Below are 14,295 nucleotides of genomic sequence, written 5' to 3' on the forward strand. Positions count from 1 at the left end.
ACGTCACGCGCATTCCGATTGCGATCTTCCAGTTGGCCACAGCACAATCCACGTCAGCAACCGTCATACCGCTGGTGAGAGGGAAGGGCTGAGTGCTGTACACCACGACGCTCGTGTTGACGTCGATCCTGCTTGCCGCTGGTGGCGCCGTGCAGAGTGGAGACGTCTGGCAGACGCTGCACGGCAGTTGGAGCGGTAGCGGGCAGGTGCGCGGGATGTCGGCGGAAGTGGAGCTCACGTTCGCGCCGGCGCTGGGTGACGATGGGCGGGCGCATCGGCTGGAGTTCGTCAATCGCATGCAACTGCCGGATGGCAAGCCGTGGATGTTTCGTGCGCAGGCGATCTACCAGTGCGGTGCGGACGGGCATTGTCGTGGGCACTGGTACGACAACCGCGGCCAGAGCATGCCCGTCGACGCGCGCATCGAAGGCCGCGCGCTGATCGTGGACTGGGGCGACGCGGGCACGCCGGAGCGTGGGCGTACCGAGTACCGCGTGCAGTCCGACGGCGCGATGGAGATCGTCGACCATGTCCTCGGCAAGGACGGCGCCTGGAAGCAGTTCGGCCTGGTGAAAGCCGTCCGCGCGCAGCGCTCTCGCTGATGTACAGCCTCCTGATACCGGCAGCGCTTCTCACGACGGTCGGCATCGCTGCCTGGTACGTCAGCGGTCGCGGCGGGGGGCGGACGTTGGCCCATCGCGCCTGGCGACTGGCCCTCGTCACCCTGGCGGTCTCCGGACTCGCGGTGGCGACGTACCAGAAGCCGCAATCGTTCTACACGAACTTCGCGATGCTGCCGTCGCTCTTCTGGTGGGTGAGTGCCGTGATGCTCGGCCTCCTCGCGGTTGTCGTGAGCCTGACCGCTGTCGTCAGGGGTGAAGGCTACCGGTCGGTTGCAGCCGCGGCTGGCCTGGCCGTGACAAGTCCCGTTGTGGCGATTGCCGTGATCGCCTGGCGCGCCACGTGACGAAGAGGGCCGAGCCTCGACGAGTCCGCTATTGCGCCGGCGACACGCCCGATACGGTCGTCAAGGCGAAGCGCTGATCGTCGCCAGGGAAAGTGGAAAGACTGGCAGGAGACAAAGAAAGGCGCCACCCGCGGGTGGCGCCTTTCTTTCACTGCACGAGGTCGCGGGCGTCAGGCGACGCGGCGGCGGGCTGCTGCGAGCCCTGCCAGGGCAAGGCCCAGGAGCGTCAGCGAGGCGGGCTCCGGCGTCGGAACGGGCGTGCCGGTAATCTTGTTGTAGAAACCGACGGTGTGGTTGTCGGACTCATGGCGCGAGGCCGACGGCTTGGGCCGCCGCTGCGTCAAGTCGTCCAAAGGGATGAGTTTTGGCGCCGGGAGGAAGTACCGAGAGGCCTCAGTTCTCTCCTGCTGCTGGAACAGTGACCGTCGTCAAGGCATCGGCCCCCATCACCGTCGTCCACTCGCGCACGTGCCAGCGTGCGGCGAGGCCGTTGACCACGTAGGGATCCTCGCGGGCGAAGTCTTCGACGATCGCGCGATCGGCGGCCTTGAAGAGGAGCACGCCAATCGGCGCGCCGTCATCGGTACACGCGCCGGCGAGCACCAGATCGCCTCGCGCGTTGGCGGCGCGGGCGTGCGCGAAGTGCGCAGGCCGCAGCGCGGTCCGACGCGCGAGGTAGTCGGGCACGTAGTCGTAGAACAGCAAGAAGTGTTTCATTGCGTTGTCTGCAAGCCCGGCGCTAGTCCCGATCCGGCTCTCCGAGCCAGCGATACGCGACACCCGCCAGCGCGGCGCCGACGATCGGGGCGATCCAGAACAGCCAGAGCTGCGAGAGCGCCCATCCACCGACGAAGAGGGCCGGCCCCGTGCTGCGCGCCGGGTTCACCGACGTGTTGGTCACGGGAATCGAGATCAGGTGGATGAGGGTGAGGCCCAGGCCGATCGCGATTGGCGCGAATCCCGCCGGCGCGCGCTTGTCCGTGGCGCCGAGGATGATCACCAGGAACATGAACGTCATCACGATCTCGGTGACCAGGGCCGATCCGAGCGCGTAGCCGCCCGGTGAGTGCACGCCGTAGCCGTTGGACGCGAAGCCACTCGCGAGGCTGAAGCCCGTCTGCCCACTGGCGATGACGTACAGGACGGCTGCACCCGCTATCGCACCCGCCACCTGCGCCACGACGTATCCGGGCAGATCCGACGCCTTGAAGCGGCCGCCCACCACCAGGCCGACGGTGACCGCGGGATTGAGATGGCAGCCCGAGATGTGCCCGATCGCGAACGCCATCGTCAGCACCGTGAGGCCGAACGCGAACGCCACGCCGAGCAGCCCGATGCCGACGTCGGGGAATGCCGCGGCGAGCACCGCGCTGCCACAGCCGCCCAGCACGAGCCAGAACGTGCCGAGGAACTCCGCTCCAAGTCGCTTGCCCATCTCTCACCTCCCGAAGTGGTCGAACGACGAACTGTCGGTGTCAGCGCGCGAGTATACAGCCCACGACTCACGTGGCCCTGGCAACGCCCTGAGCGACGACCTGGATCCAGCGCCGGAGTCGAAGCCCGGAGGGTGACTATTCCTCTCGCTCGTGAATGGTCCGGGATAGAGTTGCGTATGCCGGACGCTTCTTCACCGCTCGGCGGCAGTCCCATGGACCGCCGCGCGTTCCTTCATGCGACAGCTGCGGCAGGGGTTGCGCCGATCTTCGGTGATGTCGGGGCGGGTTCCGCGCGCACGATGAGCCACGTGTCAGCCGCAGATGCGGCGCAGGCGGCCGCCGCCTCGCCTCCCGCGTCCGATGTGGGATCACTGTTCCCGTTCATCGAGAGCCAGGTCGTTGGACCCGACTTCCCCCTCTCGTTCCTGCAGCCGCGGTTCGACACACTCGCGACCTGGACGCCGACGGCCCGCGCGACGGTGCTCGACCTGCTGCACTACGTGCCGGCGCCGTGCGAGCCCGCGGCCGAGACACTCGAGCGCGTGGACTGCGGCGACTACGTTCGCGAACGCGTGGCCTTCAACACCACGCCCGACGTGCGCGTTCCCGCGTTCGTGCTGGTCCCAAGTCGCTCACCGCTCCCGCGCCCGCCATCGTCGCGCTGCACGATCACGGCGGGTTCTATCTGTGGGGGAAGGAGAAGCTCGTCGCCATCGATGGCGAACACGCGGTGTTCACGAGCTTCCGCCAGCGGTACTACGGCGGCCGCGCGATTGCCATCGATCTGGTGCGACAGGGCTACGTCGTCATCGTCATCGACATGTTCTACTGGGGCGATCGCCGGATGTTGCTCGCCGACGACCCGACCGACTGGCGCGAGCGCCAGGCGAGCCTGCCGCAGACACGCATCGACGCGTTCAACACGCGCGCCAGCCAGAACGAGCAGCTCGTGGGACGGACGATCTTCGCCGCGGGATTCACCTGGCCCGGCGTGATGTGCTGGGACGACATCAGGACCGTCGACTACCTGCGCACACGGCCGGACGTGGACCCGGCGCGTATCGGATGCGTCGGCTTGTCGGTGGGTGCGGTACGGGCCGCGTACCTCGCGGCCCTCGACGAGCGGATTCGTGCGTCAGTCGTCGTCTGCTGGATGACGTCGTTCCCGGCCCAGCTCCGCACGCATGTGCGCAACACCATCGGCCACACGAAGGTGATCCCGGGCGTGCACCGGCACCTGGACTATCCCGACATCGCCTCGATCGCGATGCCGCGGCCGATGCTCGTCTTCAGCGGCACGAAAGACGGACTCTTCGACCTCGATGGCGTGAAGGCCAGCCACGCGAAGCTGCGCGCCTGCTACGCGAAGGCAGGCGTGCCCGACCACTGCCGCACACGCCTGCACGACACGCCGCACGAGTTCAACCTCGAGATGCAGACCGAGGCGTGGGCGTGGCTGAAGCGGTTCGTCTGATGCATGGAACCGTGCGCAGGTCCTTACATGTCCATGTACGGCATCGGCGGCACCAGGCCCGCGAGGCGCGTGTAGACCGTGAGCGCACCGCGGTGGTGGGCGGTGTGATCGGTGATGGCGCCGATCATGCCGATCCGTGGTTCGCCACCCATGATCGGACCTTCGGCCATAAGCGTCAGCAGGTCGGCGTCGCTGAGCGGCTCGATGCGAGCGATGGCAGCAGCGAATGCGCGGTCGAACCACGCTCGCGCCGCGGCCATCGACGACACGGCGTTGATGGCTGCCGTATGCTTGTCGAAATCCAGATCGAAGCCTTCGGGACGGAAGGCGCCCTCGAGGAACCAGTCGATGGTGTGCGCCGCGTGCGCAATCTGTTGCACGGTGGTCATCATCCCCGGCGCCGGCGTGAGATTGGCGTGTTCTTCGGTGAGCAGTTGGCTGGAACGGGTGAAGTACTCGTGGGCGCCCTTGATTTCGGAGACGGCGTGGCTGGCGAGCGACATTGACATCCTCCTGTCAGAAGAAGGCCCGAGTTTCGCTTTTTGTTCGGCATGTGTCAAGGGGTCCACAGCGCCCGCCCGATGAAAGCAACTTACGCGAAGTTCGCTTGTACGAGCGGAGGACGAACGACCATGCGACGACTGATTGGCTGTGCCGCCGCGGTGTGTCTGGCCACGGTGATTCCCTGTGTCGCACCTGCCGGGGCACAGGACTACGACTTGCGTGGCAAGGTCACGCTCGACGGCAAGAGCGTGACGCTCGCGCCCGCCGTGGCGCTCGTGAAGGTGCGCCCCGCGCTGGAGGTACGGCTCGCTTTCTACGGCACGCCCCTCTCGGGGCAGGCCGAAGCCGCCGCGCGCGCGGCGGGCGCGTGGCCGAAGCCGGCGTCGGGCCCCGCTGTGCTCATCGACTTCGTCTTCAAGGACGAGGTCAGAATGGCGACGGGAGATGCCCTGGCCTCGTGTTCGGTCACCTTCCACAATTTCTCGCGCCCGCTCGTCCTGAAGGGGGCCGCGAGCGACTGCCACGCCGCCTCCATCGGCGGCGCCGTGCTGCCGAACGGGACGTTCACCTTCAACGGGATCGTGTACGGCGAAGGGAAGGGATATTCGCTGATGCTGCCCTCCCTGGTCGAGGCCAACCTGCGCGAACTCCATGGACTCACCTCCCCGACGACGACCACGTCGGCGGCACCGGCAGCACCGGCGATCCCGCCCAACACGGTTTCGGGGACCATGACCCACGACGGACAGGCGCTGAAGCCGACACACGGGGTCGCCTTGTACAAGGCGGAGACCGATGACGACTCGGTGAACGTGGCGTTCTTCGACAAGGCGCCTGGGCCGACCGCTCTCGACGACCTCCGGAAGGGCTCATGGGGTGAGGGGCGGCCGATCGTGACGATGACGATCTACTTCAAGCGAGGCGCGCCGATGGGACTCGACGCGGTGACCTACTGTGCCATCACGGGCTGGTTCGACAAGGGCGGCCCGATGACCTTCAACTTCAACAGCGCGGCGAGCTGCGGGCTGTCGGTGGTGAGCGGTGCCGCGAAGGCCGGCGGCAGCGTGGCCGTCCGGGCGAAGGGCCAGGGAGACTTCCCCGAGCGGAAGCCGTACACGTGGGACCTGACCTTCAACCTGCCTGTGGCGAAGTAGCGGAGGCCTTGCCGGGATACCGTCTACCGGTTGAGACACTGGAGGCTCCACGAGCCGTCACACCGCGACTTCTCTCGCTGTTTCCGTTGGCACGGTGTTTGGTATGGCTGTGATGGCACAGGCGCTTGTGCCCACGGTCGTCGTGGTGCCGGGGCGTCGCGACGGGCGCGACGAAGACGTCGCGCCGGAGAGCGGAGAGGGCGTCGATCATGAGTCACAGAGCTGCGGTCGGACTGGTGGGCCTGGTGTTGCTGGTCGGGGGCGTGACCCCGGCGAGCGCGCAGCGCCGCGGACAGGTGCAGCCTCGCGACGGTGCGTGCTTCTACCGCGACGCGGACTATCGTGGCGACTCCATCTGCATCGCCATCGGGGATGCCGCCGCGACGCTGCCCGCAGACCTGGACGATCAGATCTCCTCGGTCCGTGTCTTCGGCGGCGCCGAGGTCATCGTCTTTCACAACAGGCGCTTCGGTGGAGACTCCAACGTCATCACCTCCGACATCCGCAACCTGAGGAGTGAAGGGCTGAACGACCGGATCTCGTCGATCCAGGTCGAGGGCAGACGCTACGGCAATCGTGGTGGCGGAGGTGGCGGCCGATACCGCTCGAACCGGCCCGACCCCGACGGCATCGTCAGGAGTGCGTACCGTGACCTGCTCGGCCGCGAGCCCGATGACGCCGGACTACGGGAATATCGTCGCCGCGTGCTCCAGGACGACTGGACCGAGCAGGACGTGCGCGACGACATTCGCAAGAGCCCGGAGTATCGCGAGCGTACGACGATGACGCCGGCCAAAGCGGAGGAGATCGTGCGCCAGGCCTATCGGAGCGTGCTCGGTCGCGAGCCCGATGAGGCCGGCGCACGCGGCTACATCCAGCACGTGCTCCACAACGGGTGGACCCAGCGCGAGGTCGAACGCGAACTGCGCAACAGCCCCGAATACCGGAATCGCCGACGGTAGCCGACGCGCCTTGTCATGCTCGCCGACCGGCGCATGCCGGCGTACAATCGGCGCATGCGCGAGACGATCCCGGTTGCCGCAGATGCCCGTGAAGAGCCGGTGGTCGATCCCGTTGTCGAAGTGTACAAACAACACGTGGATCGCACGTTGATCCGCGAGCAGTTGCGGCGGTCGATCGACGAGCGGATCGATCGCATGACTGCCGCGCTCCGGCTGGCAGAGGAGTTGCGCGCCGCGGCCCGGCGCGCCTGACGTGACCGACTTCCGTACGTTGCTGGAGCGGTTGGTCGATGCCGAGGTGCGGTTCGTCCTCGTCGGCGGATTCGCGGGCACCGTGCTCGGTTCTCCCCGTATCACCATCGATCTGGACGTCGTGTACGACCGCGATCGGACCAATCTCGCGCGCCTGGCCTCGGCGCTCGCACCGCTCTCGCCGTATCTCCGCGGTGCTCCTCCCGGGCTTCCGTTTGTCCTCGATGTCGACACCCTGACGCGGGGTCTGAACTTCACGCTCACGACCACGGCCGGCGACCTCGACCTGTTGGGCGAGATTGCCGGCGGTGGGAGCTACCGGCAGTTGGTCGAGCAGACGCGGACGCTGCGCGTCTTCGACCGCGACGTGGACGTTGTCACGCTCGCGCAGTTGATCCACCTCAAGCGAGCCGCCGGACGCCCGAAGGATCTCGAGGCCCTCGCGGAGCTCGAGCTCCTGCGCGCCGAAGCGAAGCCGAACCTGTAGACGCGGCCGCTGGCGCGTGCGTGCGCTACACTGCGCCTCGTTCAGGAGGCGTACACATGATTCAGCGCAGGCTCGTACTCGCCGTGGCCACGTGTGCCGTGGCGGCATGGATTGGTCAGCTCGACGCACAGCCGCGGCCCTCGTCGGCGCAGCCGTTCAACGGCATCACGACGGGGGTTGGCGACCTGCACCGGCTGTCGAAGGCGAAGACCCGGTCGATCAGTCCCGAGAACTTCACCGGCGAGAAGGGCAGGGGCGGGATGGCCACCGAGGGCACCGGCAAGAACGCCGCGCGCGATCTCGGACTGGGCTGGAAGGTCTCCCCGTCGGTCCGCATCGAGCCGGGGCAGGTCTTCGAGCTGGCGAAGATCGACGGCTCGGGCGTGATTCAACACATCTGGATGACGCCCACCGGCAACTGGCGCTTCTCGATCCTGCGCTTCTACTGGGACGGCGAGACGACGCCGTCGATCGAAGTGCCCGTCGGTGACTTCTTCGCGTCCGGGTGGGGCAAGTACGCCCAGATCAACTCCCTTGCCGTCAACGTCAACCCGGGCAGCGCCTTCAACAGCTACTGGACGATGCCCTTCCGCAAGTCGGCGCGGATCACGATGGAGAACATCGCGCCGGAGGCGATGACGCTCTATTACCAGGTCACCTACGCGCTGACCGAGATCGAGCCGGATGCCGCGTACCTGCACGCGCAGTTCCGGCGCACCAACCCCGTGCCCTACAAGCAGGTGTACACGCTGCTCGACGGCGTGAAGGGGCAGGGCCACTACGTGGGCACGCACATGTCGTGGGGCGTCAACAACAACGGCTGGTGGGGCGAGGGCGAGATCAAGTTCTTCATGGACGGCGATGGCGATTTCGCAACCATCGTCGGGACGGGGACCGAAGACTACTTCTGCGGCTCGTACAACTTCGAGAACCGCGACACGAAGCAGTACCAGCCGTTCTCCACGCCGTACGCGGGCATGCCGCTCGTCATCAAGCCCGATGGCGTGTACCAGTCACAGCAGCGCTTCTCACTCTATCGTTGGCACATCACCGATCCGATCCGCTTCGATCAGGATCTGAAGGTCACGATCCAGGCGCTCGGCTGGCGCAGCGGCGGACGCTATCTGCCGCTGCAGGACGATGTGTCGTCCGTGGCGTTCTGGTATCAGACCGAGCCGCACGCGCCGTTCCCGACGCTGCCCTCGAAGGATTACCTGGAGATTCAGTAGGCAGCCCGGAGTCGGATCCGGGCCAATGACTGACGTGACCGCGACGCCCGCGCGCTAGTACGCGATGGCGTAGCAGTCGCGTCGCGGGTCGCCGGCGGCCAGGCGGCTCTTCGTCTCGGGATCGACGATCACGGTCGTGGCGCAGCCCGACATGCCGAAGATGCGAAGACGGCTCACGTCGTGGCCGCGCGCCTTCAGCTCGTCGAACACCTCGTCAGGGATCGCCGACTCGAGATTGAGCTTGTTGAAGCCGGCATCGTGCGGCCAGAACGAGCCGTGGAAGTGCAGCGTCTGGAAGCGCGGCCACTCGAGCGCGGCGTGCGGGTTGGGATACCAGCGGTCCCGGAACTCCACCAGGTTGAGGAACGCCTGGAGGATGGTCTGATCCTGGTTGTCGCCGCCCGGCGTGCCCAGCGCCATCAGCGGCTGCCCATCCTTGAAGACGAGGCTCGGCGTGAGCGTGTAGCGCGGTCTGGCGCGCGGCCGGATCTGGTTCGCGCGTGTCGTGTCGAGCCAGAACTGCTCGCCGCGCACGCTCATGCCGATGCCGGTGTCGCCGAGAATCACGGCGCCCGGGATCCAGCCGCCGCTCGGCGTCGCGTCGAAGACGTTGCCGGCGGCATCGATGATGGCCATGTGCGTGGTGTCCTTGGACACGCCGGCCGAGTCGAGCCCGCGCGACAGGGCATCGCGATCGTCAGCTTCCATCATCGCGATCGACGACACGTCTCCGGCTGGCGCGACGACGCGCGACGCCGTCCCGTCGGCGATGTCGTACTTCGCGTAGGGCCATGTCTTCACGCGGGTGTCGTGCTTCAGCGGATCGCCGGCGATGAACGCCTTCGACGCGCGGCGCGGATCGATGAGCGACGCGCGCTCCCTGGCATACGCCTTCGAGAGCAGGCCCTCGGCGGGCACCTGCACGAACGCCGTGTCCGCGTAGTAGGTGTCGCGATCGGCGTAGGCCAGCTTCATCGCTTCCGTCACGGTGTGCACGTAGTCGGCACTGTCGTGGCCCATCGCCGCGAGATCGAAGGTCTCGAGGATGTTGAGCGTCTGGAGCAGCACGGGCCCCTGGCTCGAGAAGCCGTGCTTGTAGACGGTGTACCCGCGGTACGTCGTCGACGCGGGCGCTTCGATGCGCGCGAAGTACTCCGCGAAGTCGCTGATGTCGAACGGCGCCTCGTGCTTCCGGAGGAACGCCACCATCTCCTTCGCGATGTCGCCCTTGTAGAAGCGATCGCGCGCGGCGACGATCGCCGCGGCGCGGCCGCGGCGCTTCGCCTCGCGCTCGGCCTCGACCATCCGTTCGAGTGTCCGCGCCAGTGTGGGCAGCGCGATCGTGTCGCCCGCCTTGTGCGGCGTGCCGTCGGCCTTCAGCCAGTAGCGCTTGTTGTCGGGCCACTGCTCGATGAACGCGAGTTGGCGCACCACGCCGTCGGCAGTGCTCTGGCGCAGCGGGAAGCCGTTGCGCGCATACGCGATCGCACGCGCCGCTACCGTCTCGAACGGCATCGTGCCCCACTTCTCGAGCACCGTCAGCGCCGCGTGCAGCGCGCCAGGTACCACCGCAGGGTCGAGACCGGCACCCTGCAGCGTCTTGCCGCGCGAGAGATACCAGTCGACGTCCACGGCCTTCGGTGCCCAGCCCTGGCCGACCACCGACGTCACCTTCTTCTCGGCGACCGGGTAGACCAGCACCAGCGCTTCGCCACCCAGCGAGTAGAGGTCCTGCTCGACGACGCCGCCGACGAGCAGTGCGGCGACGCCGGCATCGAACGCGTTGCCGCCCTTCAACAGGATTTCGAACGCCGCTGCCGTGACGAGCGGATGTCCGGTGGAGACACCGCCGTTGGGCCCTGCCACGAGCGGTCGTAGTGGTGACGGCAGTGCGGCAGTGCGCGTGGCCGACCCGGGTGCCTGTGTGCGCTGTTGTGTCGCGACGACGCCAGTCATCGCGAGCAGCATGACGATCGCCGACCAGCACCACTCCGACGTTCTGAGGGACATGGAAGCGTTGCGGTTCAGGGTTCGGCGATTGCGCGGGCGAGGGCCAGGGCTTTCTCGCGGTCGACCTTGTAGGTGACCATGCGCGCGACGCCGTCGGCGCGGAGGACGGAGATCAGCAGTGCATCGTCGCCGAGCGCGACGAGCGCGGCCTTCACGCCGACGCCCGGCAACACCTCGCGCTTTCGGGTGTCGTTCTCGACGGCCGAGACGTCGGACTCGAACTCCTCATCCGCGGTACGCGAGTCATCGGCGAGCGCCTTGAGACTCGCGAACGTGAAGCCGAAGTTGCTGTCGCTACCCTGCCATTCGCAGAGCGTGAAGCCGGGACGCAGCTCGTTGACGTCCGGGCCTTCGTAGCTGCTGCCCACGACGGCGGTGGCTTCCTCCCGGCTGAGCACCTCGTCGCATCGAACCGCCGACGCTGGTGTCTGCTCCCCGGCGGCGGTTCCGACTGTTGCGACGAGCGCCAGCAGCGCGAATGTGACAGGCGCAGACAAGGGCCTCAACGGACACCTCCGCTCGCCGGTGGGCCGAGAGGACTCGGCGCGCAGCCTTCCCGCTCGACCGTGTAGGTGCCACCCGCCAGCTTCCAGCCGTCAGGCGTCCTGACGAGTTCGAAGCTGTCGATACCGCAGTGGCTGAACTTGCCGTCGAGCCAGAAATCGTAGGGCGCCCACAACGTGGCGATGCCCTTGTGCACGCGGACCTGCGGCTGCCACATGCGTTCGAGGGACGCCTGGCCGCATGCGGCCAGGCCGGCACTGAACTCCTCGAGCGTGCGGCTGCGTATCGTCACGTCCGCGCCAACCGCCACCCGGTACAACCGGCCTTCCGGCATCGAGAGGGCCCGGGCCGCTGCCGCGTCGCAGGCGGCAATGGCGTCGAAGACCTTCTGTACGACGGCAACGACGTCGCGCTCGTCCTGCGTCTGCGCCCGGACCGATGCTGGTGTGGCCGTGAGACCAAGGGCGACCATCGCGGTCCACGCGATGCCGACGAGCGAGTGACGAATCATGATGCGGCGATTGTACGGGGGAACGGCGCCAGCGGCACTCCGGCAAGACATCCTCGAGCGTGTCGGCCAGAATGGCATCAGTTCGACGCGGGCGAGAGCCCAGGGAGGCAGATGATGGTCACACTGATCGGCGCGCCGACCGATGTCGGGGCCAGCCAGCGCGGGGCATCGATGGGACCGGAAGCCCTGCGTGTCGCCGGTCTGCATCGAGCCCTCGTCAGCCGCTGCCTGGACGTGGTCGATCAGGGGAACCTCGCCGGCCCCGGCAATCCCGAGTTACCGCCCGTCGACGGGTGCCGGCATCTGCGGGAGGTCGTGGCATGGAATGAGCTCGTGCACGCCGCCGCGCGGGCGGTCCTCACAGCCGGACGTCTCCCCATCGTGCTGGGTGGCGATCACTGTCTCGGCATCGGCACCATCAGCGCCGCGGCGCGGCACTGTCGCGACACCGGGCGCACGTTGCGCGTGCTGTGGCTCGACGCGCACGCGGACTTCAACACGAGCACGCTGTCGCCGAGCGGCAATCTTCACGGCATGCCTGTCGCGTGCCTGTGCGGCTTCGGTCCACCGGAACTCACCGGCATCGGCGGCATCGTTCCGGCCATGGAGCCGTCAGCGATCCGGCAGATCGGTATCCGCAGCGTCGACGCCGGCGAGAAGCGGTTCCTGCACGACCAGCAGCTGGACGTGTTCGACATGCGCTTCATCGACGAGGTCGGCATGCGGCAGACCATGGAAATGGCGCTGGCCGATCTCGACGACGGCACGCACCTGCACGTGAGCTTCGACGTCGACATCCTCGATCCGGAGATCGCGCCGGGCGTGGGCACGGCGGTGCCGGGCGGTCTTTCGTATCGCGAGGCGCAGCTCTGCATGGAGATGATTGCCGACACGGGCCTGCTGGGCTCGCTGGACATCATGGAGCTCAATCCGGCGCTGGACGAGCGCAATCGCACGGCGGTGCTCGCCGTCGATCTCGTCGAATCGTTGTTCGGCAAGAGCACCGTGGTGCGACGGCATGCGCCACCGTCGGCCGGGCTGAGCTGACCTTCGGCCACGCCACCAGTCACGAGGCCGCTGTCTGTGTCCAGAAGTCGCTGAGCAGTTCGGCTTGTTGCAGCACCGTGTTCGTCGCGGCCTCCTGCTTGTCTGGCGGGTAGCCGTACTTGCGCAGGATGCGCTTGACGATCACGCGCAGCTTGGCGCGCACCGACTCCTTCACGGTCCAGTCGATGGTGACGTTCTGCTTCACGGTGTCGACCAGCTCGCGCGCGATGATCCGCAGCGTCTCGTCGCCGAGGACCTTGACGGCGGTGTCGCTGACCTCGAGCGCGTCGTAGAAGGCCAGCTCGTCGCTGCTGAGCCCGAGCTCCTCGCCCCGCTTCTGGGCGGCGCGCATCTCCTTTGCGAGCTCGATGAGTTCCTCGATGACCTGCGCGGCCTCGATGGCGCGGTTCTGGTAGCGACGCACGGACTTCTCGAGGAGGTCCGCGAAGGAGCGTGCCTGTACCAGGTTGTGCTTCGAGCGCGCCTTCACTTCGTCGTTGAGAAGCTTCCTGAGCAGCTCGACCGCGAGGTTCCGGTGTTTCATCCCGCGCACGTCGGCGAGGAACTGGTCTGAGAGGATCGAGATGTCGGGGTTCTCGAGGCCCGCCGCGGCGAAGATGTCGATGACCTGGTCGCTCACGATCGCCGTCGAGACGATCTGCCGGATGGCGTGGTCGATGTCGCCCGAGCCCTTCCGGTCGCCCACCTGCGTCTTGGCGATCGCCGTGCGCACGGCCTGGAAGAAGCCGACATCGTCGCGAATGCGGATCGCCTCGTCGTGCGGCACGGCGAGCGCGAACGCCTTCGAGAGCTCGGTGACGACCTGGAGCAGCCGCTCCTTGCCGCTCTCCTGGGCGAGCACGTGCTCCTGCGCGGCGGGCAATACCGAGAGACGCGCGGCCGGCGAGCTGCTCGTCCACGCGCTCCAGTCGAAGCCGTGGAAGATGTCGCAGCACACCTCATGGCGCTCGAGCATCAGCGCCACGGCCTCTCCCTGGTCGAGTGCTGTTTCGCCCTGGCCGCCGCTCTCGGTGTACGTGTGCAGGGCCTTCTTGAGCTGATCGGCGAGCCCGAGGTAGTCAACGACGAGGCCGCCCGGTTTGTCCCGGAACACGCGGTTCACGCGCGCAATGGCCTGCATCAGGCCGTGCCGCTGCATCGGCTTGTCGATGTACATCGTGTGCATGCACGGGGCGTCGAAGCCCGTGAGCCACATGTCGCGCACGATCACGAGCTTGAACGGGTCGCTCGCGTTCTTGAACCGCTTCGCGAGCGCCTCCCGGCGCTGCTTGCTGCGAATGTGCTGCTGCCAGTCGCTCGGGTCTGACGCCGAGCCGGTCATCACCACCTTGATGGCGCCCTTGTCGTCATCGGCGTCGTGCCAGTCGGGGCGAAGCTGGGTGAGCGCCTTGTAGAGGTCGACACAGATCCGCCGGCTCATGCACACCAGCATCGCCTTGCCGTCCATGGCCTCGAGGCGAGCTTCGAAGTGTTCGACGAGGTCCTTCGCGATGAGCTGCACGCGGCGGTCGGTGCCGACAAGCGCCTCGAGCGCCGACCACTTCGTCTTGAGCTTCTCGCGCCCCTCGAGCTCCTCGCCCTCGGTCAGCTCGTCGAAGGCCTCGTCGAGGTGCGGGCGCTCTTCCTCTTTCAGCTCGAGCTTCGCGAGCCGGCTTTCGTAATAGATGGGGACCGTGGCGCCGTCTTCGACCGCGCGCTGGATGTCGTAGACGCTGACGTAGTCGCCGAAGACCGACC

General features: G+C 67.2%; 17 protein-coding genes. 9 read left to right on the forward strand and 8 right to left on the reverse strand.

All coding sequences use genetic code 11. The features are described 5' to 3' along the window. The first annotated feature begins 92 nt into the window (after positions 1-92). Together IT182_03405 and IT182_03410 are read left to right on the forward strand one after the other, a co-directional pair. The gene (locus IT182_03405) at positions 93-602 is read left to right on the forward strand and encodes a hypothetical protein (protein ID MCC6162377.1); all 510 of its coding nucleotides are present in this window, start codon (positions 93-95) and stop codon (positions 600-602) included. Further along, complete coding sequence (locus tag IT182_03410; GenBank protein ID MCC6162378.1) at positions 602-967, forward strand: hypothetical protein; 366 nt, start codon at positions 602-604, stop codon at positions 965-967. Before IT182_03405 ends, IT182_03410 begins: the two co-directional genes overlap by 1 nt. A 170-nt stretch (positions 968-1,137) precedes the next feature. Here the strand turns inward: IT182_03410 and IT182_03415 are convergent, their stop codons facing one another. From IT182_03415 to aqpZ, 3 genes are read right to left on the reverse strand one after another with little or no spacing between them, the layout of a single operon-like run. Next, positions 1,138-1,386 carry a PEP-CTERM sorting domain-containing protein gene (locus IT182_03415; GenBank protein ID MCC6162379.1) on the reverse strand — a complete coding sequence of 83 codons (249 nt, stop codon included), beginning with the start codon at positions 1,384-1,386 and terminating at the stop codon, positions 1,138-1,140. Beyond that, complete coding sequence (locus IT182_03420) at positions 1,361-1,684, reverse strand: hypothetical protein (protein MCC6162380.1); 324 nt, start codon at positions 1,682-1,684, stop codon at positions 1,361-1,363. The genes IT182_03415 and IT182_03420 overlap by 26 nt, the downstream gene beginning before the upstream one ends. A gap of 22 nt (positions 1,685-1,706) precedes the next feature. Next, the gene (aqpZ, locus tag IT182_03425; protein MCC6162381.1) at positions 1,707-2,402 is read right to left on the reverse strand and encodes an aquaporin Z; all 696 of its coding nucleotides are present in this window, start codon (positions 2,400-2,402) and stop codon (positions 1,707-1,709) included. 512 nt (positions 2,403-2,914) lie between these two features. Here aqpZ and IT182_03430 point away from each other — a divergent pair. After that, positions 2,915-3,877: a dienelactone hydrolase family protein gene (locus IT182_03430; protein ID MCC6162382.1), complete on the forward strand. Its 963-nt coding sequence runs from the start codon at positions 2,915-2,917 to the stop codon at positions 3,875-3,877. Positions 3,878-3,900: 23 nt separating this feature from the next. Here the strand turns inward: IT182_03430 and IT182_03435 are convergent, their stop codons facing one another. Further along, the gene (locus tag IT182_03435) at positions 3,901-4,380 is read right to left on the reverse strand and encodes a DinB family protein (GenBank protein MCC6162383.1); all 480 of its coding nucleotides are present in this window, start codon (positions 4,378-4,380) and stop codon (positions 3,901-3,903) included. A gap of 129 nt (positions 4,381-4,509) precedes the next feature. Between IT182_03435 and IT182_03440 the strand changes: the two genes are divergently transcribed. The 5 genes from IT182_03440 to IT182_03460 all read left to right on the forward strand — a co-directional run bounded on the left by IT182_03440 (position 4,510) and on the right by IT182_03460 (position 8,465). Continuing rightward, complete coding sequence (locus tag IT182_03440) at positions 4,510-5,535, forward strand: hypothetical protein (protein MCC6162384.1); 1,026 nt, start codon at positions 4,510-4,512, stop codon at positions 5,533-5,535. Between the two features lie 209 nt (positions 5,536-5,744). Next, complete coding sequence (locus IT182_03445; GenBank protein MCC6162385.1) at positions 5,745-6,497, forward strand: DUF4214 domain-containing protein; 753 nt, start codon at positions 5,745-5,747, stop codon at positions 6,495-6,497. A gap of 54 nt (positions 6,498-6,551) precedes the next feature. After that, positions 6,552-6,749, forward strand: coding sequence for a hypothetical protein (locus IT182_03450; protein MCC6162386.1), 198 nt, complete (start codon positions 6,552-6,554; stop codon positions 6,747-6,749). Between the two features lies 1 nt (position 6,750). After that, on the forward strand, positions 6,751-7,236 hold the full coding sequence (locus IT182_03455; GenBank protein ID MCC6162387.1) for a hypothetical protein: 486 nt from the start codon (positions 6,751-6,753) through the stop codon (positions 7,234-7,236). A 56-nt stretch (positions 7,237-7,292) separates the two neighbouring features. Further along, complete coding sequence (locus IT182_03460) at positions 7,293-8,465, forward strand: DUF2961 domain-containing protein (GenBank protein MCC6162388.1); 1,173 nt, start codon at positions 7,293-7,295, stop codon at positions 8,463-8,465. Positions 8,466-8,519: 54 nt separating this feature from the next. Here the strand turns inward: IT182_03460 and IT182_03465 are convergent, their stop codons facing one another. From IT182_03465 to IT182_03475, 3 genes are read right to left on the reverse strand one after another with little or no spacing between them, the layout of a single operon-like run. Then, positions 8,520-10,475, reverse strand: coding sequence for a gamma-glutamyltransferase family protein (locus IT182_03465; protein MCC6162389.1), 1,956 nt, complete (start codon positions 10,473-10,475; stop codon positions 8,520-8,522). Between the two features lie 14 nt (positions 10,476-10,489). Continuing rightward, complete coding sequence (locus IT182_03470; protein MCC6162390.1) at positions 10,490-10,972, reverse strand: hypothetical protein; 483 nt, start codon at positions 10,970-10,972, stop codon at positions 10,490-10,492. Between the two features lie 5 nt (positions 10,973-10,977). After that, on the reverse strand, positions 10,978-11,490 hold the full coding sequence (locus IT182_03475) for a DUF4440 domain-containing protein (protein ID MCC6162391.1): 513 nt from the start codon (positions 11,488-11,490) through the stop codon (positions 10,978-10,980). Positions 11,491-11,601: 111 nt separating this feature from the next. Between IT182_03475 and rocF the strand changes: the two genes are divergently transcribed. Then, positions 11,602-12,537, forward strand: a complete 936-nt coding sequence (gene rocF, locus IT182_03480; GenBank protein MCC6162392.1) for an arginase — start codon at positions 11,602-11,604, stop codon at positions 12,535-12,537. Between the two features lie 19 nt (positions 12,538-12,556). Here rocF and IT182_03485 read toward each other — a convergent pair. Further along, positions 12,557-14,295 (reverse strand): DUF3387 domain-containing protein (locus IT182_03485; protein MCC6162393.1); only part of this gene is annotated, 1,739 nt, incomplete at its 5' end.

The organism is Acidobacteriota bacterium (assembly GCA_020845575.1).
In the GTDB taxonomy this organism is placed as follows: domain Bacteria; phylum Acidobacteriota; class Vicinamibacteria; order Vicinamibacterales; family Vicinamibacteraceae; genus Luteitalea.